A 17,818-nucleotide genomic window follows, 5' to 3' on the forward strand; every position below is an offset into this window, starting at 1 on the left:
CTACTATTCCCAACTCGTGACCGGTAGACCGGCCGGATCACAGAAACCTGAGGGTGCATGAAACCCGGGACGGTTCAGCCCGCTGCACCAAACCTAGTAGGACACAGCCTGTTCGTCGGTGTGGCAAATAACATGTTTCGGCGCGTCAGGACGGGGGTACGTATATGCGCCGATTTTGCGGGACCGGTGCCGCGTCGGAGCCGTCTCACTGCCGGCCAGTTTTCGATCCGATTGTGCCGCACATTGATTGCGAAGGGGAGTGGCAATCGGCGTGCTCTTCGGCCGACCGGCTCGTCTTCAGGGTCGTCGTTGCCGATCCCTTCGTCGGATCAAAAGAACTTGTCCTCGTACCTGCCCAATCCGTCGCGCACCACCCCGCAAAGCAACGACGAAATCAGGGAATCTGCAACGGGCTTTGGAGGCGCGGCGTCGCGCGAATGCTGAGAGGGAGGCGCGGGAGCGCGCGATCGTGCAATCGCTCAAGGAGTTCCTCGACGAGCTGGACAAGCTGGAGCACGCCGAGCAGTCCGCAGCTAAAGATGAGGCGGCGGCGCGGACCAGGGCCGAGGAACAGATCGCCCGGATCGAAAGTGAGTTGAACGAACGGCTGGAGCGGATCCGGCAGAGCGCGCAGGAGAAGGCGACGACGATTCGGCGGACGGCCGGCGCGGCAGCACAGGTGATGCGCACCAACGGCGAAACAATCGCCAGCATCGCCGCACAGAGTGGTCAGACGCAGACGCAGGTGCGAGAACTGTTGCGCCTGGCCGACACTGAGCAGCACGACGCCGGCGAACAGACACCGCAGGACGCGCACGCCGAGAATTCGGCGACGGTCCCCAATGGGGGCGCCGATACCCCGGCGTCGCTCAGCGAAGCGGCGCAGATGAGTGAGGGGGTCGCGGCGGTGGATGATCCGGCGACCGAGGCGCTGAGCGCCTGACGGGCAGTCGCGTGAGTACCCCCAGTCGGCGGCGACAGGGCCGCGACTTGGTGGTCGACCCGATACGTCATGGCAGTGAGATCGCACGGTTCTTCGCACACGTGGTGCGTGGTCCGGGGCGACAGGACTGCTGGCTATGGACGGGCGCCATCGGATCAGATGGGTACGGGCGCTTCGCATTGCGGCGTGGCGGCTGGCGGCACGTGATGATGGTGCGGCCGCCGCGCTATGCGCTGGCGGTCGCACGGGCGGGGCAACCGCTACAGGGGGATGTGCGGGCACTGCACGAATGCGACGTCACCCTGTGTGTGCGAGTGGTGGGCGCCGAGGAGATCGCGGCCGGGGTGCGTGCGCACGTGACCGCGGGCACCCAGCAGGAGAACATGGAACAGATGGCGGCGCGGGGCCGCGGCGGTGGCCGGCCGCGCGTGATCGCGCGGGGCGCGGGTCTGCGGGCCCGACGCGAGCGTGCGCTGGCGCTGCGGGAGGCGGTGCGGTCAGGGTGGGACTCGGCCGCAGTGGAGGCGGCCATGCTCGGAGGTCAGCCACGGTTGTGGTGACCGGGAACGGGTTTCAAGCATTCGACGGGTGCAGGGTCAGACTCTGCACCCGTCGGCGTTTGCATGGTGAGAGTCACCGGCAGGGGGTCATCGGAGTTGTGCGAGTGACAGCGGTTCGCGGCGCGGAGGCGACGGTGGTGGATCGGCAATTATCGGATGCGCCACTCGTTGATGTGGTCCACCACCGTGACAGTCGCGCCGTGGTCATACCACTGGTGAGTGCCGTCGGTGAAGCTCAAATCTGTCGAGTACGTGGCATCCGGGACTGGCATACTCCAGCGGCGCCGGACGACCCGCCCGTCGGCGAGTACGTCGCCTTTGGCGACGAATGCTGCCAGCTTGACACTGCTCGTGTCGTTCTCTCGGGTGTGCCGTGCGGGTTCATCGGCCGCGTTGGCGGCGGTCGCAGGCGGGATGGTCATGGGAGGGTTCCTTCCGATTCGGTGGTGGTTCAGGCGGCGTCGAACAGGCTCATCTGTCCGGAGGGCGTGATGTCCAGGACGCGTTCGCGCCAGGCCAGGGCGTAGGGCAGGCAGTTGTTGCACGCGGCGTGCGTGTGCCCGGGAAGCGGCTCGCTCATTCGCGCTGCCCAACTCCACGCCATTGAGTCGGCGCTGAGGACTCTGTGGCCGTAGCGCTTGAGGCCCGAAAGCTTCAAGCCGTACGCGTGGAGTGGGATGTCGGGGTCGTGGCGCTGGATGGTGGACAGGATCACGTCGATCTCGGCGCTGGCCTGGCGGCGGCATGCCTCGGTCTTCCTGGGCAGTGGGCTGCTGACTGCTGATCGCGCTGTCGAAGACCTACGCCCTGCGAATGGCAGCGGTGTTCATGATGTCGCTGGCCACCATCTGGCTCAAGACCGGCCTGGTGTCGCGGGGGCTGGTGATCTTCACCTATGTGGTGGCGCTGACGCTGTTGGTGGCCAGTGACGTGTCGGTCTGGCTGACGCTCGCGTTCCCGGTCTGGGTGCTGATCGTCAGCGTGCTCGCGCTGAGCAAGGCCGGGCTGATCGACCTGCACCGCGACGGCGATTGACCCGGCGGACCTCGTTCACACTGCGACCAGCGCGATCTCTACTCACACTTCTTCGCGGTGGGTGCAGTGTCAACGCTCGTTCACTCGACGACGCTCAGCGCTCCGGAGGGGCAGAGCTGCACGGCTTTCCGTGCGTTGTCCTGCTCGGCCGAGGGCACGTCATCGACCAGCAGCACCACGATGCCGTCGTCGTCCTGGTCGAAGACCGCCTCGCTGTTCATCACACAGACCCCGGCGCCGATGCAGACGTCGCGGTCGGCCTGTACCCTCACCAGGCCACCTGCAGCGACTGCAGCCCATAGATGAAGTGGAAAGAGCGGAACGCCACGTCGTCGAAAGGTTCGTCGAGGCGCAGGGTCGGAAAGCGTTGCAACAGAGCCGGAAACGCGATCTTCATCTCCATCCGGGCCAGCGGTGCGCCCAGGCAGTGATGGACGCCGTGGCCGAACGCCAGATGCCCCATGGCGCCGCGGCGGACGTCGAACACCTCCGGATTGTCGATGAAACTCGGATCGCGGTTGCCCGACGGTAGCGAGACGACCACCAGCTGGTGCGCGGGAATCTGCACCCCGGCGATCTCCACCTCGCTGGTGGTGATGCGGGGGATGCCGGAGTGCACGATCGACAGCCAGCGCAGCAGCTCCTCCACCGCCGGACTCACCGCATCGGGGTCATCACGCACCAGGGCCAGCTGATCCGGGTGCTGCAGCAACGCCAAGGTGCCGAGGCTGAGCATGTTGGAGGTTGTCTCATGGCCGGCCACCAGTAGCAGGTTGCAGATGCCCACCAGCTCGTCATCGGTGAGCTCGGACCCGTGCTCGCGCACCAGCATTCCGAGCATGTCGTCGCCGGGGGAACGCCGTGCGCCGCCCACCAGTGCGTGCATGTAAGCACGCCCGGCGCGCTGGAGTTCGAAGCGTTCCTCGATCGGGATCGACAGGTCGAGCTGGCGGCTGGTGCGGTGCTGGAAATCGTCGCGGTCGTCATACGGCACGCCCAGCAACTCGCAGATCACCAGTGACGGGATGGGTAAAGCGAAATCGGTCACGAGATCACTCGGTGGACCGGCTTTTTCCATGGCGTCCAGATGCTGGGTCACGATGTCGGTGATCCGCGGCTCCAGGCGCTTCATCCGGCGGCCGGTGAATTCGCCGGTGAGCATGCGGCGTAACCGGGTGTGCCTGGGTGGGTCCAGGCCCAGCAGGTTGCCGGACTGGGCTGCGCGTTGCTCTTCCTCGGACATCTCGGGTGCCCCGGGGACGAAGAACCCTGGCGGGCGCTCGTTGGAGAACCGTTCCGGATCGGAGAGCACCGTCTTGATGTCGTCGTGGCGGGTCACCAGGTACACCGGCATGCCGAAGGCGTTGATGACGGTGCGCACCCCCTCGTTCTCGCGGATCTCGCCGAGGGTGGGGATGGGGTCGAAGTCGACACGCTGCATGTGCAGCGGAGGTGAGGCAGGTGCCTGGGTCATGGTGTCGACGGTACGCGCGCGACATCAACGATGTCTACTTCCGGATGCTGGAGCCCCGCGAGATCACCGCCGCGATGGACTTCCCGACCGGCTACCGGATGGTCGGCACCAGGCGCGAGCAGGTGCGGCTGGCAGGGAACGCCGTCACGCCGCCAGCCGCCCGTGACCTGGTGGGTCTGGTCGTCGAAACCGTCACCGGCGAAACGCTCCAACCCACCGCCTGAGAAGCCACCCGGTGGGGTGCTCCCCCCACCCCCCACCGGGCGCCGACCCCACAGCCCAGCCACCGCAGAAACGAAGGACCGCCGCCATGAAGTACTTCTATCTCGGAACCAGCGAGGTGCGCTGGCTCGGCCAAGCCAACGTCCCGCTGTTCATCTCCCACCGCCGCCTGGCACCCCGCAAGAGCTTCCCGCGTGCGCTCACCGGATGGGCGCTGGACTCCGGCGGATTCACCGAACTATCGATGTACGGGCAATGGCGCACCACCGCCCGCGACTACAACGCCGCGGTCTGGCGCTACGACCAGGAGATCGGCAACCTCCAATGGGCCTCGCCCGGCGACTGGATGTGCGAGCCCGAACAGATCGCCCGCACCGGACTGAGCGTGCGTGAACACCAGCGCCGCACCATCGACAACTTCCAAGAATTGCAGGACCTCTGGCCCGGCCCCGACTGGGATGTGCCCTACGTCCCGGTTCTGCAGGGCTGGACGCCTGACGATTATCGCCGCTGCGTCGACATGTACTACGCCGCCGGCGTCGACCTGTCCGACTGCTTCCTCGTCGGCGTCGGCACGATGAAGCACCGCGGAAGGTCCTTGCCATCAGTCCATAACGGTGTTATGAATGTCCATAACACCGTTATGGCGAATGGAGTTGCACCGTGGACCACCATGAGAACCTCCCGTTTCCCGAGCCGTCGCACCGCAGTGCCGCGCCCGGCGCGCTCGACACGCACATCCGGGTCGGCGATGCCGACCGCGAAACGGTTTCTCACCGACTCAGCCGCGCCGTTGCCGAGGGCCGGCTGACCCTGACGGAGTACGACACCCGTCTGCAGCGGCTCTACCGGGCCGAAACCCGCGGCGACCTCGCCGACATCGTTTCGGACCTACCGCGATCCGATGCGCGGGGGGAACCGAAACAACAACGGAAGCAGTCGATTCCGGCATGGGTCGTCATCATGTGGATGCCGTGGGTCGCGGTGAACCTGCTGTGCCTCGCCATCTGGCTCGCCACCGGCGCCGGTTACTTCTGGCCGTTCTGGGTCGCCGTCCCGTGGGGCTGCGCGTTGATGATTCCCAGCGCGATCGGCGTGTTCACGAGCGGCGGCACCTACGTTGCAGGCAATTCGACGACGGCGAGTTCGGCAGCCCGGCGGCGATCCTGCAGCGCGGCGTCCCGATCCAGGCGCGCCGCGCATCGGTGGTCCTCGGCGGCCACCTGATGGGCCGCCGCATCGTGACCTTCGGAACGAAGGTTCTCGTGCACACGGGCGGCCCGGTCATGCGCACTCGCCGCCGCTTCGTGACGTTCAGCTGCCCGCAGGCAAGCTTCCAGCGCCCACTGCCGAGACTGCTGCGCCCGCCGCCCGGCCAGCTCGAGATCCTCGGCGGTGACCGGCCGGCCGGCAAGGAGCCGGGTGCGTAATCGGGCCAGTTCCAGGGCCCGTTCTCCGGCCCGCGCAGCGCGCAAATGAGGCACAAGACGACACTAGGCCCAATTGGCGGCTCCGCAAGTCCCTGCCATGCTTGACCTGCGCATCAACGGGTATACGCCGATGGTGAACGACCCGCCGCCACTTGCCGACACGACGATTCCCGACCGGCACACCGTCGTGACCGGCACCGAGACCGAGACGTACCGGTCGTTGCTGCGAACGCCGGCCACGCGCGACGAGCGGTACGCGTTGGGGAAGGCGTTGCGTAAGAAGGTGCCGCGGCGGACATTGTCGAGGTGGCCGGATGGTGCGGGGCGACCCGACCCGGTCGATCTGATCAAGGCCAGTCATGAGGGGCGGATCGAGCGGCTCATCCCGATCAGGGTCGGGCGGATGGCGGCGTCGCCGTATGGCTTCCTGCGCGGCGCCGCGGTCGTCATGGCCTGTGACGTCTCGCGACTGCCGACGACCGGAATCATGCCGGTGGTCTGCGGCGACGCGCATCTGGGCAACTTCGGGTTCTACGCCTCACCCGAACGGGACCTGGTCATCGACCTTAATGACTTCGACGAAGCGCACCCGGGCGGCTGGGAATGGGACCTGCGGAGGTTGGTGGCGAGCATCTGGGTGGCCGGACGGGAGAACGACGCCTCGGAAAGCGCCTGTGGCGACGCCGTGCAAGCGTGCGTCACGGCCTACCAGAAGGAGGTCAGGCGGCTCGCTGATCTGCCGCTGCTCGTCAGGGCCTTCAACAGGCTCAGCGTCGATCGCCTGACCACCGAAGCCGACGGGCCGCTGGAGCGGCTCGTCACCCGCTCGGCGAAGCGGGCACGACGCCGTACCGGTGATCGCGCGCTGCCGCGCTTCACCCATGAGGTCGATGGGGTGCGAAAGATCGTCGATGAACCGCCCTTGATCACCCCGCTACCGGCGCTGGAAGAGAAGCTGCTGACCAAAGCGATGGACGACTATCTCGAGACCCTGCCGCTGTACTGGCGCCGACTGGTCGGTGGCTACACGCTCTTGGACGTGGCGCAGAAGGTCGTCGGGGTCGGCAGTGTCGGGTTGCGCGCCTACGTGGCGCTGCTGGAGGGCTCGTCGCCCAAGGACGTCATCTTCTTGCAGCTCAAGCAGGCCCGGCGATCCGTCCTGGCGCGCTACGTCCATGGTGAGTCGCCGTTACATGCCCACCAGGGGCAACGCGTCGTCGAATACCAGCAGTGTCTGCAGACGGTCAGTGACCCGCTGCTGGGCTGGACCACGGTGGACGGCCGCCAGTTCTATGTGCGACAGCTGCGAAACATGAAGGGCCGCATACCTCTTGACGAGTTGGATGCCAAGATGCTGACGGGCTACGCCAGCGTGGTCGGTCAACTGCTGGCGAAGGGGCATGCCAGAACCAGTGGGGCCTCGATGATCGCCGGTTATCTCGGCCATTCCGGCCGCGTGAGCGAAGCGCTGGCCGGATTCGCCCGGCGTTACGCCGATCAAACCGAGGCCGACCACGCGGGGCTGCTCAGTGCCGTCGAACGTGGGGCACTGCCGGTCGAATACGAATGAGCTGCCGAGCCGCAGCGAGAACACCTGGGGCGCAAGGATAGTGGTGCGGACCGCAGCTACCTCGGCGTTTGTGACTCGTCACAAACGCCGGGTCTGATACTTCTGCCCTCGGTGTAGAGACGGTGGCCACCCGGGCGTCGATACTGGTTCGGACAACGGGGCAGCATCGGCGCTGCCGCAGCCACCGCACGGGGCTCGTTGATACAGGAGGGCTACAACGTGGTTGCCGCACCCGAGATTCTGATTCCGCTGGACCGGGGTGACTCCCGTCGCGTCGAGTTCGAGGGCGGCAGCATCCAGTCGCGCCTCCTCGCGCTGGCGTTGAAGGCCTCGGTCAAACCGGTGTTGACGGTCTGGGCGATGGCGCCCGGCCTGCCCTGGCCGTACCGGGCAGTCGATCACGTGGGTCGAGTGCTGCGGTCGGTCGCGGGTACCAGCAGAAAGCCCGTGAGCCTTGCGCGCTGTTCCGCCGAGACAACCCGGCCGGCGGCGATACGCGGGGACCGCTACGTGGTGTACCTGCACGGCGGCGCCTTTCTCGTCGGTGGCCGTCACCTGCACCGCCAGATGATTTCGCGGATTGCCGCGTCGCTGCAGAGCGAGGTCGTGGCGGTGGACTACCGCAAGCTGCCCCAGCACACCATCGCCGACGGTATCGAGGACTGCATCGATGCTTACCGATTCGCCCTCGGGCGCGGTGTCGCGCCGGAGAACATCGCATTCATCGGCGACTCGGCCGGTGCCTACCTGGTGTTCATCACGGCGATCTTCGCGGCCCGGCGTGGACTGCCGATGCCCGGCGCGATCGTCTCGATGGCACCGCTGGCCGACTTCGACGTGCAGGCCAAGATCGATGCGCCGTCAGGATCGACCGATGTGCTGTTCTCGAAGGCCTTCGCCCGCGCGTTCCATCAATTCGTCATGCGGCACAGCCCGCCAGCCGACGAACATCGCCTGCTCGATGCGGATCTGAGTGGGCTGCCGCCGTCGTTGATCCAGGTGAGCTCGACCGAACTTCTCAACCCCGACGCCGAGGAGTTGGCCGTTGCGCTGACGAAGGCCGGTGTGCCGCACCAACTGCAGGTGTGGCGGGACCAGGTCCACGTCTTCCAGGCCGCGGCCTCGATCGTCCCGGAAGCGGCCCGTGCGCTTCGCGAGGTGACGCAGTTCATCGAGTCGGCGTTCGCCCGGAACGGGGCGCAGGAGCAGTCCGCTTAGGTGCTCATGGCGCGGCGAATTTGAGGGCGTGCGCAACCGCGGTTCTCGTCGTCTCCTTGAGGTACTCCGGAGAGGCGCGCCTGCCGAGGGCCGCCTGGGTGATGATCATGCCCGTGACCAGATGAAAGATCGACTGCGCATCGTCGTCAGGACACTGTGACGACATCTCCCCGCTCCGGCACCCGACGCGGATCGCGTCACGCAACGGCTCGATCAATTCGTCGACGAGCGCATCGTTCTGGTCGGCGTGGCGTCCGGAACGCTCGAGCCAGACGGCCGCCAGCGCTGAGGCTCGTCCGCACCGCTCTACCGGGTAGACGTAGTCGATCATCGTCGCGGTGTACGACAGGATGCGCTCGATCGGGCAGGTGCTCTGCGTGGCCGCATGCCGCAACTGCCGTGCGGCGCTGCGAATTTCGTCGGACAGCAACTCTTGATAGTTCACCACTGGATTCACATCTCGTGCCGTAGGGATACGAAAAACTCGCGTTCGATGACCGAGGCTGCTCGAGCTAGCCGGGATTGCCCGGATCTATGTCGTCGACTGGCGCACCTGCCTGGTCGATGGTGTGGACGGTCATGGCCGCGGCCAGCAATCGGGACTGGTAGGGGTCGGTGGGGTCATAGCCGGTGATCTCCTGAATGCGCCGTAGGCGGTAGGTCAGGGTGTTCGGATGGATGAAAAGCTCTGCCGCCGCGGCCTTCCGGTCGGCGCCGTGCTGCAGATGCGATCGGAGCGCCTGGAGTAACCCCGGGTGGTCGCGCAGCGGCGCGATGTGCCGCGCGAGCAGGTCACGGGCGGGCCCGGGACGCGTCGACTGGTACTCGAAAAGGACATCGGACAGTTGGTAGATACCCGGCTCTCTGTTCAGTTGTCTTGCCAGGCAGGTGATTTCGGCGGACTCCGCAGCCGCGGCCGGAATGGCCGCCAGCGTGGCGCCGGGATGGTATGCGGCATAGATCGCGACCTCGAGTCGCTCGCTGAGCGCGTCGATCAGGGCGCCCAGGTGTGCGGCCATGACGGTGTCGTCCCGTGGTTCCACGACCTGTGCGGGCAGCAAGATCACGCCCGTGTGTCCATCGAACGTGTTGAGGATTTCGCCGGCGCCGCGCCCGTAGAACACTTGGTTGGCGAGCCGTAACCGTCGGCGCGCGGCCAACGTCTCATGGGTGGTGCGCGGTTCGTCGCCGTCCACCCGGATCGCCAACACGTCATAGCGGTCGCTGAGCTTGACACCGATTTGCTTGGCGATGATGTCGCTGCCGGGCTCGCCGTCGACGAGGTGGGCGCACAGGGCGCTCAGCTGCCGGCGCGTGGTGGCTCGGAGGACGAAATCGGAGTCCTGGTAGACCTCGGTCATCAGCACGCTGATGGTCCCGGTGAGGTCGGCGAGGTACATGCCCAGTGCGGCGATCGTTTCCGAGTCGCCCTCGGAGGCCGACTCGAGCACAATCTCCCACAGTTTCCGGATGCCGGCATGCAGCGCGGTGAACAGGAACGGCAACGGGATACCGTCCTCGGCATGTCGCTCCGCGACCGGCAGGACGAACGTCGCCGCCTCGGCACGGGTCACCCGGCGTCCTTCGGTGATCAGGTCGAGCCCGTACAGAAACCCGCCGATGATGTACGGCGTGACCTCGCCGTCGAAATGTTCGATCGGCATGGGTGTGGGCCATTCGATGGATTCGACGGCCTCATGGAGAAGCGTCGTGGCGATCTCGTCGATCCGGTCCTCGATCACCTTCCGCAACGGTGCGTCCGCCGGGATCGGCGGCAGCTCGGACGGGGACGGCACGTGCCGATTGTGATCCATCACAACGCGGTGGCGGAAGATGCCGGGACCAATCGGTCGAAGTTTTGTTTCCGGCACTAAAAGCGCGGCCCATTCTTCTCACCGCCCGCGCGGCGTGTTGGCCCTCAGAGCACGTACGGCGCGATGAGTGTGGTGGCGCCCAACACCACCACACCGATCAAGAATGCGACGACGGTGAAGCCCATGACCTGGCGGACGTTCAGTTTCGCGATGGCCAGCAGGGGCAGCAGCCAGAACGGCTGAATCATGTTGGCGACGCCCTCGCCGACGGCGACCGCCATGGAGATCAGCCCCAGATACTCCGGCGACCGCTGGCCGATGGCCAGCGCCGAGTCGACCGCGATGGGACCCTGCACCGCCCAGTGCCCGCCGCCCGACGGGACGAACAGGCTGATGATCAACGACCCGACGAAGGTCAGGAACGGCAGCGTGTGCTCCGTCGCGCCGTTGACGACGGCCTCGGCAAGCAACGTCTGCAGCGGCTTGTCGGCCTTCGTCGCCTGATAGCCGAGCAGACCCACCAGGCCGCCGTACAGCGGGTACTGCAGGAGCAGCGGGCCGGACACCTTGGCGGCGCCGGTGAACGCCCGGATGAAGCGGATCGGCGTGCGGTGCAGCAGCGCGCTGGTGATCGTGAACAGCATGATCATCGACGAGATGTTCAGGGCGAATCCGCTGAGCGCGAAATAGGCCATGCCGGCAGCGAATACGAGGACGTTGAGGATCCAGAGGTTCTCAAGCCACTCGGCGAAGGTCTTCTTGCTGTCCGCCGGCGAAGCCGGCAATCCGGCTTCGGCTGCAGGGTCCGACAGGTCTTCGTCCTCGAACACCGCGGGGTCCGGTGTCAGACTCTGCGCCGGGGCCATGCGCCAGACCGCGAGTGCGAGCAGTGCCAGCACGGCAATCGCCGACAGCCAGCTGTACGGCTGGAAGATGGTCTGGCTCAACGGAACAGTCATGCCGGTGAGCTTGTGGATCACGTTGATGGGACTGCTGCTGTCGGTGTTGGCCAGGGCGATCGATGACGACAGTCCTTGCGTCCAGACGATGAACCCCATGAACGCGGCCGCGATCAGGTACCCGAAATGCGCGTCGGCGAAGCGTTTTGCGACCTGCCGGGCGACCAGTGCACCGGAGACCAGTCCCAGTCCCCAGTTCAGCAGGGACAGCACGGCGCTGACGGTGAAACACAGCAGCGCGCCCTGCACCTGGTTGTTCGGCTTGCCGGCGATGTGGACGATGGCCCGCTTCAGAACGGGCGCCTCGGCGAGCGTGTAACCGGTCACGAGGATCAGCACCATCTGGAAGGCGAACGTGAAGATGTTCTGCGAACCCCACACGCCGCTGTACCAGGCCTTGAGCATGCCGCTGGGGGTGGCGCCGTGCACCAGGAGGGCGACCATCCCGGCGACCAGAACAGTCAGGATGACGGCGAACAGGTACGGGTCGGGCATCAGGCGTTCGACGTAGCGGACACACAGGGCCGTGAGGGACTGCATGACGCCGCGGCGTTCGGGCTTGGTGTCCGCGCTGGTGCCCTTCGGATGTTCGCTCGTTGCCACGTGATCCACCTTCGCAATGTCTGGTTACGGCACTCATCATGGCGGGTGAGTGACGCCAGGGTGGCGCCTTTGCGCAACGGTTCCCTCGGTCCGGGCGGTCATCGCCCGACGGCCCTGTCCGAATGGGTAGTACCGGAACCACCCGGGCGGGTCCGGTACTCGGACCGATCGGGGCATGCGCCGGCCACGTCGCCGGCAATAGCGTTGTGTGCTATCAGCTTTACGCCACCGCGAACCTCAAAGACATTTTCCTGGACCAAATCTCACGAATGGAGCGAATCAATGACACAGACACTGGCCACTGAAACCGTGGCGGGACACACCGACACCATGCGGGCCGCCGTCGTCACCGACTTCGGCATGCCGCTGCAGGTGCACGACATGCAACTGCCGACACCGGGTTACGGCGAAGCCCTGGTCAAGCTCGAGACGTCCGGCGTCTGTCACACGGATCTGCATGCCGCGCATGGTGATTGGCCGGTCAAGCCGCAGCCGCCGTTCGTGCCGGGGCATGAGGGCTACGGCACGGTCGTAGCGCTCGGCGAGGGCGTGGTCGACCTGGCCGTCGGCGACAAGGTCGGTAACGCCTGGCTGTGGTCGGCGTGTGGCCGGTGCGAATACTGCCGGACGGGCTGGGAGACCCTGTGCGAAAGTCAGCGCAACGGTGGATATTCCGTCAACGGCAGCTTCGGTACCTACATGCTGGTCAATGCGGACTACGCTGCGAGGATCCCGGCCGGCGCGGACCCGCTGGAGATCGCGCCGATCCTGTGCGCCGGCGTCACCGTCTACAAGGGTCTCAAGGTCACCGACACCCGGCCCGGCCAGTGGGTGGCGATCTCGGGCATCGGCGGACTGGGACATATCGCAGTGCAATACGCCCGCGCGATGGGTCTGCGTGTCGTGGCCATCGATGTCGACGACGCCAAACTCGCACTCGCCACCCGCCTCGGCGCCGAGGTCGCCATCAATGCCCGTACCGCCGACGTCGTCGAGTCGGTGCAGCAGGCCACCGGCGGAGTGCACGGTGTCCTGGTCACCGCCGTGCACCCGCAGGCGTTCGGTCAGGCAATTGGCCTCGCCCGTCGCGGTGGCACCATCGTGTTCAACGGACTTCCGCCGGGCGACTTCCCGGCACCGATCTTCGACATCGTGCTCAAGGGACTCACCATCCGGGGGTCGATCGTCGGAACGCGGCAAGACATGGCCGAGGCGCTGGACTTCTACGCACGCGGCCTGATCAAGCCAACCGTCACCAGCGCGCGCCTCGATGACATCAACGATGTCTTCGAGCGGATGGAACACGGACAGATCGACGGCCGCATCGTCATCGACTACCGGAATGCCTAGCGGCACATAGCGGAAACCGCCCAGCTGATCTAGGCCGACGATTTATCGTCGGCCTAGATCAGTCCGCGTTTACTGGCCGCGTACACGGCCTCGGCGCGGCGGCTGACGTCGAGCTTGCGCATGATGTTGCTGACGTGGAACTTGGCGGTGGTCGCCGAGATGTACAGCTGCTCACCGATCTTGTGGTTGGACAGGCCCGCGGCGAGCAGCCGCAGCACTTCGATCTCGCGGTCGGTGAGCTTGTCGCGTTGATCGCCGCGTCCACTGAGTGAGCGGACCACCGCGGCCGCGCTGCGCGAGTCGAATGCGCTCTGCCCGGCGGAGATGGCCCGGATCGCCCGCACCAGTTCTGTGGTGTCGACATCCTTGACCACGTAGCCGCGGGCACCGGCATGCACCGCACGCACCACGAGGTCCTCATCGAGGAACGTGGTCAGCACGAGCAGGCCGAGGTCCGGGTGGGCACCAGAAAGCTTGGTGCACAAGGACAGTCCCTCGAAATCCGAACCCGCTGACAGTTTGAGGTCGACCAGCACCACATCGGGCAGCGTCGCCGCGACCATGGCCACGGCTTCGGGCTCGCTGGAGGCCTCGCCGACGACCACGAGATCGTCCTCGCGTTCCAATAATGACCGCAGGCCCTGGCGGAGGATGGCGTGGTCGTCCACCAGCGCAAGGCGGATGGTCCCGGTGCTGGTTCCTACGGTCATGGCACGACTCCTTCGCGCGGAGCTTCTTCTGGGTCCCGTGGGATGGTGGCGACAACCCGCACGCCGCCGATGCGAGACCGGCCGACGGTGAAGGTGCCGCCGTATTCGCGGCACCGCGCCAGCATGTTCGCCAGCCCGCGGTGGTGCCCGTCCAGGTCCGCGACATCGGCCAGCTGGAGCCTGAGCCGGAGTTTGTCGGGGTCACCGATGCCGTCGTCGGACACCGACAGGGTGACCCCGGTGGCGCGATAGCTCAAGCGCACGATGGCCCGTGAGGCGCGGCCGTGCATCGCGGTGTTGAACAGGGCCTCACCGGCGATGCGAAGCAGGCTCCGTTCGACGGCGCTGGGTAGTTCGGCGACATCGCCGTCGACCCGCAGTGTCACCCGCAGGTCTTTCGGCATGTGCACGGTGGCAAGCTGTTCGAGGAGCTCGGGGAGGCTGGATCGGTCAGCGTCGGAGGAATGGTTGAGCGCGTAGATGGCCGACCTCAATTGGTCGATCGCCGATCGGGTCAACGCTTTGGCGGTGTCCAGTCGTTCGGCCAGACCTGTTGGACCCGAGCGTGATTCGACCTCACTTCGGCACACCTCGATCTGCATGCCCGCCGACAGGACGGTCTGCGTGACGCTGTCGTGCAGCTCGCGTGCGATGCGGTGCCGCTCGGAGTCCAGTACCTGGTGGCGTTGTGCCGCACCGAGTTCGCGTTGCGTCGCCAGCAGCTGCGCATTGCGGGCCTCGGATTGGGCCAGCAGCGTTTGCGAGCGCTGGAACAGTTCGCAGTTCTGTAGCGCCACCGCGGTCTGACTGGCCAGGATGCGCATCACCGCCTCGTCGATACCGTCGAGCAGCCGGTGCGGCGGCGTCCACGCCGCGAACGCCCCGACGACCCCGCCGTCGAGTTCGATCGGCACGTGCGAATGGTGGCTTTCGATGACGGGCACGCGGAACTGGGCAAGCTGACCGCGCAGGACGTCGTTGAGCCGGTTCAGGACCGCGTCCGGGAGGTGCGGTACCGGATGTTTGGTACCCGACAGGCCCTCGAACGAGTATGCGTGCCCGTCGGCGTCGAGGATGAGGTGACGTGGCCGCGCCTCCGGCAGGGCGCCGTCGGCGAGCGCCAACAGCACCCATTCGGCACCGAGATGGGTACGGGCTGCCTCGGCGACGGCCCGCACCAGATTCTCGGGGCCGTTGACGGTCTGCACCAGAGCGCGCGAGATGGCGTCGAGCGCTGCGACCACCCGTTCAGTGCGTTGCGCGGCCACCCGGAACTCGGGATAGAACGTGCCTTTACCGGACCGCACACCCGTGAGCTGGTCCAGATCCGGCACGGCCGCGCGGCGCGGCACCACCGGGTTGCCGGGCAGGGTCGTCATAGCGCGGCCCGGAACAGCGCGCGCAGCTGCGCATCGTCGATGGGGCGCGGGTTGGTGGTCAGGCAGGCGTCCTGAAGGGCGTTGTGTGCCAACACCGGAACGTCGGCGTCGCGTACTCCGAGCTCTGCCAGCCCGCGCGGCACGCCGACCTGGCGGGCCAGCTCTTGGAGTCGATCGGCAAGTGCCAGTGCCGATTCCAGCTCCGGAGCGCGCTTGTCGGCGATCCCGAGGCAGGTCGCGATGGTGGCGAAGGGGGCCGGGTCGGCCTCGGCGTTGAACCGCACCACGTGGGGGAGCAGCACGCCGTTGATGACGCCATGCGGCAAGTCGAGGAGCCCGCCGACCTGATGGCTCATGGCGTGCGCGGCGCCCAGGATGGCGTTGGTGAACGCGAGACCCGCTTCCAACGCGGCCTGGGCCATCAGCACCCGCGCCGGCATGTCCTGCGGCCGTTCGATAGTGGTGACCAGGTTTTCGGTGACCATCACGACCGACCGCAGTGCGTGGTGGTCGGTCAGCTGGTTGTGCCCGAGCGACACGAAAGCCTCGATGCCGTGCGTCAGCGCATCCAGACCCGTTGCCGCATTGAGCCATTCGGGCATGGTGGTGAGCAGTCGGGGGTCGATGACGGTGATGTCCGGGACGAGGGCGCGCCCCAAAATGGTGATCTTGGTGTTGTGGGTCGTGTCGGTGACGATGCAGAACTGAGAGACGTCGGCGCCGGTGCCCGACGTGGACGGCAGCACCACCAAGGGCGGAATCGGCGCGGTCGCCTTGTCGACGCCGGCGTAGTCGAGGATGTGGCCGCCATTGGCCGCCAGGATCGCGATGCCTTTGGCGGCGTCGATCACCGAGCCGCCGCCCAACGCGATGAGCACATCGCAGCCGTGCGACCGGTAGAACTCGTGGCCGGCGGTCACCTCGTGGTCCTTGGGGTTCGGGGTCAGAGCGCTCCACACGTGTGCCTCGACGCACTGGGCACGTAGGTGCCCGACCAGCTCGGCCACCCAGCCGGCCTCGATCAGGCCGGGGTCGGTGACGAGCATGGGCCGCAGCCCGCCCAGGCGGACGGCGGCGTGCGCGGCCTCCGCCATCGAGTCGATGCCGAACACGATCTCAGGGGCATGGAACTTCAACAGCCGCGTCGGCACAGCCGTCGCCGCCGTCGTGGCCGCGATCTGCGCGGGCGCCATCACATCGAGTCTCACCAGACCCATCCCTCATCCTGTGATCCAGGTAACACGCCCAGCCTACGGCGTGCCGCCGCCGGGACCAATGTGCGCATGGGCAGGTTGGTACCTACCCGATCGGGTAGGTGGCGCGCGCCGTTGACGGCGGGCGCACGGTCGGATGCGCGGGGTGCGCTGTGGCGGTTTGCCGGTTCCAACCTCGGGTATCCATGTCCCAGCAGCTACGCCAGTTCGAAGAGGCCGGGACGATGCCGTATTCCGCGATCGCAGTAGCGGCGGTTGCCGCACATTTCGCCTTTCTCGGCTACCTTATCGGCGGCGGGTTCCTGGCGTGGCGGTGGCCCGCGACGATCTGGGCGCACGCGCTCATCGTCGGCTGGACCGTCATCATTCTCACCGGTGTCGTCGAGTGTCCGCTGACCACGATCGAGCGGTGGGCCCGCGACGGCGCGGGCATGTCACCGTTGCCGCGCGCCGGCTTCATCGACCACCACGTCGCGGGCGTGCTGTATCCGCATGGGTGGGGAGTCGCGGCCGAAATCATCGTGTTCGCAGCCGTTTTGGTGTCATGGCTCGGGCTGTGGCGCCGGTACAACCGAGTGCCGAGTCGTTCTCATGGTGATTGAGCAAGGATGCCGGACGGCCGGGTGGACATTGGTGACTGCCGCGGCGGCGCCAGTGGTGTTGGTGGGGGCCGCGATTCTTGCCAGGACCGTCCTCACGACGAGTTATGACTCGTGGTCCGAAACATTGAGCGTTCTCGCGGGACGAGGCAGTGGCCAAGGGATCATGACGGCTGGGTTCGTGGTGAGTGCGGCCTGTCAGATCGCGACCGCGATGGGACTGCGCGTGGTGCGACTGTCCGCCCGCATCGCGCTGGCGGTTGCCGGGTGCTGCGGGCTTGCCGTCGCGGCCTTTCCGGTCACGGTGAGCGCCAACGAAAGCACCCATCTGCTGGCGGCCGGGGGCGGCCTCATCGCATTGGCGCTGGTGCCGATTCTGGGTATGAGCAGCGCGGCGACAACCCCGCTGGTGTGTCGTCCGCGCTGTGCGCTGACCGCGACGCTGGTGCTGTGCGCCCTGGTGCTATGGGTCTACTACGAGGCCAGGCACGGCGTCTTTCTCGGCTTGGCCGAACGGCTGACGGCGGTGACCGAACTGGCCTGGCCGCTGGTTGTTGTGGTGTTCGCCAGACGTGCCGATCAACCAGTCACCGGACCGCTGACCGGAGTCGTGGCCAACTTCGCTCCCGCCACGCCTGACGGCGGATTGCGAACGCCAATGACGCTCGGCGACAGGGTATCTGCTCCGGCCGCATGACCGAAACCATTGCTGGTATTGGCTTTTCGCCCGCCCCGAAT

Annotated in this window: 20 protein-coding genes and 1 pseudogene; 11 read left to right on the forward strand and 10 right to left on the reverse strand. The window is 66.6% G+C overall.

Annotated features, from left to right (window positions below):
• The first annotated feature begins 415 nt into the window (after nucleotides 1-415).
• Together ACJH7A_RS18530 and ACJH7A_RS18535 are read left to right on the forward strand one after the other, a co-directional pair.
• Nucleotides 416-943 carry a hypothetical protein gene (locus ACJH7A_RS18530; RefSeq protein ID WP_024447882.1) on the forward strand — a complete coding sequence of 176 codons (528 nt, stop codon included), beginning with the start codon at nucleotides 416-418 and terminating at the stop codon, nucleotides 941-943.
• An 11-nt stretch (nucleotides 944-954) separates the two neighbouring features.
• Entirely contained in the window at nucleotides 955-1,503 is a 549-nt protein-coding gene (locus ACJH7A_RS18535; RefSeq protein WP_081660076.1) for a hypothetical protein, read from the forward strand.
• Nucleotides 1,504-1,652: 149 nt separating this feature from the next.
• Here ACJH7A_RS18535 and ACJH7A_RS18540 read toward each other — a convergent pair whose 3' ends face one another.
• Both ACJH7A_RS18540 and ACJH7A_RS18545 read right to left on the reverse strand, forming a co-directional pair.
• Complete coding sequence (locus ACJH7A_RS18540) at nucleotides 1,653-1,925, reverse strand: hypothetical protein (RefSeq protein ID WP_024447880.1); 273 nt, start codon at nucleotides 1,923-1,925, stop codon at nucleotides 1,653-1,655.
• A 29-nt stretch (nucleotides 1,926-1,954) separates the two neighbouring features.
• Complete coding sequence (locus ACJH7A_RS18545) at nucleotides 1,955-2,218, reverse strand: hypothetical protein (RefSeq protein WP_406802506.1); 264 nt, start codon at nucleotides 2,216-2,218, stop codon at nucleotides 1,955-1,957.
• 62 nt (nucleotides 2,219-2,280) lie between these two features.
• Between ACJH7A_RS18545 and ACJH7A_RS18550 the strand changes: the two are divergent.
• A pseudogene (locus ACJH7A_RS18550) lies at nucleotides 2,281-2,538 on the forward strand (hypothetical protein); the annotation flags it as partial.
• Nucleotides 2,539-2,618: 80 nt separating this feature from the next.
• Here ACJH7A_RS18550 and ACJH7A_RS18555 read toward each other — a convergent pair.
• Together ACJH7A_RS18555 and ACJH7A_RS18560 are read right to left on the reverse strand one after the other, a co-directional pair.
• A complete protein-coding gene (locus ACJH7A_RS18555; protein WP_024447868.1) occupies nucleotides 2,619-2,810 on the reverse strand; it encodes a ferredoxin in 192 nt (63 codons plus the stop codon).
• Nucleotides 2,807-4,012, reverse strand: a complete 1,206-nt coding sequence (locus tag ACJH7A_RS18560) for a cytochrome P450 (protein WP_029372483.1) — start codon at nucleotides 4,010-4,012, stop codon at nucleotides 2,807-2,809. The genes ACJH7A_RS18555 and ACJH7A_RS18560 overlap by 4 nt, the downstream gene beginning before the upstream one ends.
• Here ACJH7A_RS18560 and ACJH7A_RS18565 point away from each other — a divergent pair.
• The 5 genes from ACJH7A_RS18565 (at nucleotide 4,000) to ACJH7A_RS18585 (ending at nucleotide 8,452) form a co-directional block, all read left to right on the forward strand.
• The gene (locus ACJH7A_RS18565) at nucleotides 4,000-4,236 is read left to right on the forward strand and encodes a hypothetical protein (RefSeq protein ID WP_406802507.1); all 237 of its coding nucleotides are present in this window, start codon (nucleotides 4,000-4,002) and stop codon (nucleotides 4,234-4,236) included. The two genes, ACJH7A_RS18560 and ACJH7A_RS18565, sit on opposite strands and share 13 nt — an antisense overlap.
• A gap of 86 nt (nucleotides 4,237-4,322) precedes the next feature.
• A complete protein-coding gene (locus ACJH7A_RS18570; RefSeq protein WP_406802508.1) occupies nucleotides 4,323-5,045 on the forward strand; it encodes a hypothetical protein in 723 nt (240 codons plus the stop codon).
• A gap of 247 nt (nucleotides 5,046-5,292) precedes the next feature.
• Nucleotides 5,293-5,664 (forward strand): hypothetical protein, encoded by a 372-nt coding sequence (locus ACJH7A_RS18575; protein ID WP_406802535.1) that lies wholly within the window; start codon nucleotides 5,293-5,295, stop codon nucleotides 5,662-5,664.
• A gap of 130 nt (nucleotides 5,665-5,794) precedes the next feature.
• A complete protein-coding gene (locus ACJH7A_RS18580) occupies nucleotides 5,795-7,234 on the forward strand; it encodes a DUF2252 domain-containing protein (protein ID WP_406802530.1) in 1,440 nt (479 codons plus the stop codon).
• 219 nt (nucleotides 7,235-7,453) lie between these two features.
• Nucleotides 7,454-8,452 (forward strand): alpha/beta hydrolase, encoded by a 999-nt coding sequence (locus tag ACJH7A_RS18585; protein ID WP_406802509.1) that lies wholly within the window; start codon nucleotides 7,454-7,456, stop codon nucleotides 8,450-8,452.
• 4 nt (nucleotides 8,453-8,456) lie between these two features.
• Here the strand turns inward: ACJH7A_RS18585 and ACJH7A_RS18590 are convergent, their stop codons facing one another.
• The 3 genes from ACJH7A_RS18590 to ACJH7A_RS18600 form a co-directional block, all read right to left on the reverse strand.
• On the reverse strand, nucleotides 8,457-8,909 hold the full coding sequence (locus ACJH7A_RS18590; RefSeq protein WP_406802510.1) for a hypothetical protein: 453 nt from the start codon (nucleotides 8,907-8,909) through the stop codon (nucleotides 8,457-8,459).
• Between the two features lie 55 nt (nucleotides 8,910-8,964).
• On the reverse strand, nucleotides 8,965-10,248 hold the full coding sequence (locus ACJH7A_RS18595; protein ID WP_406802511.1) for a PucR family transcriptional regulator: 1,284 nt from the start codon (nucleotides 10,246-10,248) through the stop codon (nucleotides 8,965-8,967).
• Between the two features lie 122 nt (nucleotides 10,249-10,370).
• Nucleotides 10,371-11,765 (reverse strand): TIGR00366 family protein, encoded by a 1,395-nt coding sequence (locus ACJH7A_RS18600; protein ID WP_406802531.1) that lies wholly within the window; start codon nucleotides 11,763-11,765, stop codon nucleotides 10,371-10,373.
• Nucleotides 11,766-12,110: 345 nt separating this feature from the next.
• Here ACJH7A_RS18600 and adhP point away from each other — a divergent pair, with 345 nt between their 5' ends.
• On the forward strand, nucleotides 12,111-13,178 hold the full coding sequence (gene adhP, locus ACJH7A_RS18605; RefSeq protein ID WP_064860860.1) for an alcohol dehydrogenase AdhP: 1,068 nt from the start codon (nucleotides 12,111-12,113) through the stop codon (nucleotides 13,176-13,178).
• Nucleotides 13,179-13,231: 53 nt separating this feature from the next.
• Here the strand turns inward: adhP and ACJH7A_RS18610 are convergent, their stop codons facing one another.
• Genes ACJH7A_RS18610 through ACJH7A_RS18620 form a run of 3 tightly spaced genes read right to left on the reverse strand, consistent with a single transcriptional unit; the run spans nucleotide 13,232 to nucleotide 16,460 of the window.
• Entirely contained in the window at nucleotides 13,232-13,888 is a 657-nt protein-coding gene (locus ACJH7A_RS18610; RefSeq protein WP_064860859.1) for a MadR family response regulator transcription factor, read from the reverse strand.
• Nucleotides 13,885-15,267 carry a MadS family sensor histidine kinase gene (locus ACJH7A_RS18615; protein WP_064860858.1) on the reverse strand — a complete coding sequence of 461 codons (1,383 nt, stop codon included), beginning with the start codon at nucleotides 15,265-15,267 and terminating at the stop codon, nucleotides 13,885-13,887. The genes ACJH7A_RS18610 and ACJH7A_RS18615 overlap by 4 nt, the downstream gene beginning before the upstream one ends.
• On the reverse strand, nucleotides 15,264-16,460 hold the full coding sequence (locus ACJH7A_RS18620) for an iron-containing alcohol dehydrogenase (RefSeq protein WP_061007035.1): 1,197 nt from the start codon (nucleotides 16,458-16,460) through the stop codon (nucleotides 15,264-15,266). The genes ACJH7A_RS18615 and ACJH7A_RS18620 overlap by 4 nt, the downstream gene beginning before the upstream one ends.
• Nucleotides 16,461-16,666: 206 nt before the next feature.
• On the opposite strand from ACJH7A_RS18620, the gene ACJH7A_RS18625 reads away from it, so the two are divergent.
• Nucleotides 16,667-17,083 (forward strand): DUF2784 domain-containing protein, encoded by a 417-nt coding sequence (locus ACJH7A_RS18625; RefSeq protein WP_406802512.1) that lies wholly within the window; start codon nucleotides 16,667-16,669, stop codon nucleotides 17,081-17,083.
• Nucleotides 17,073-17,777, forward strand: coding sequence for a DUF998 domain-containing protein (locus ACJH7A_RS18630; protein ID WP_406802513.1), 705 nt, complete (start codon nucleotides 17,073-17,075; stop codon nucleotides 17,775-17,777). Before ACJH7A_RS18625 ends, ACJH7A_RS18630 begins: the two co-directional genes overlap by 11 nt.
• Nucleotides 17,778-17,818 lie beyond the last annotated feature (41 nt).

This window comes from Mycobacterium sp. SMC-17, assembly GCF_045310915.1.
GTDB lineage: Bacteria > Actinomycetota > Actinomycetes > Mycobacteriales > Mycobacteriaceae > Mycobacterium.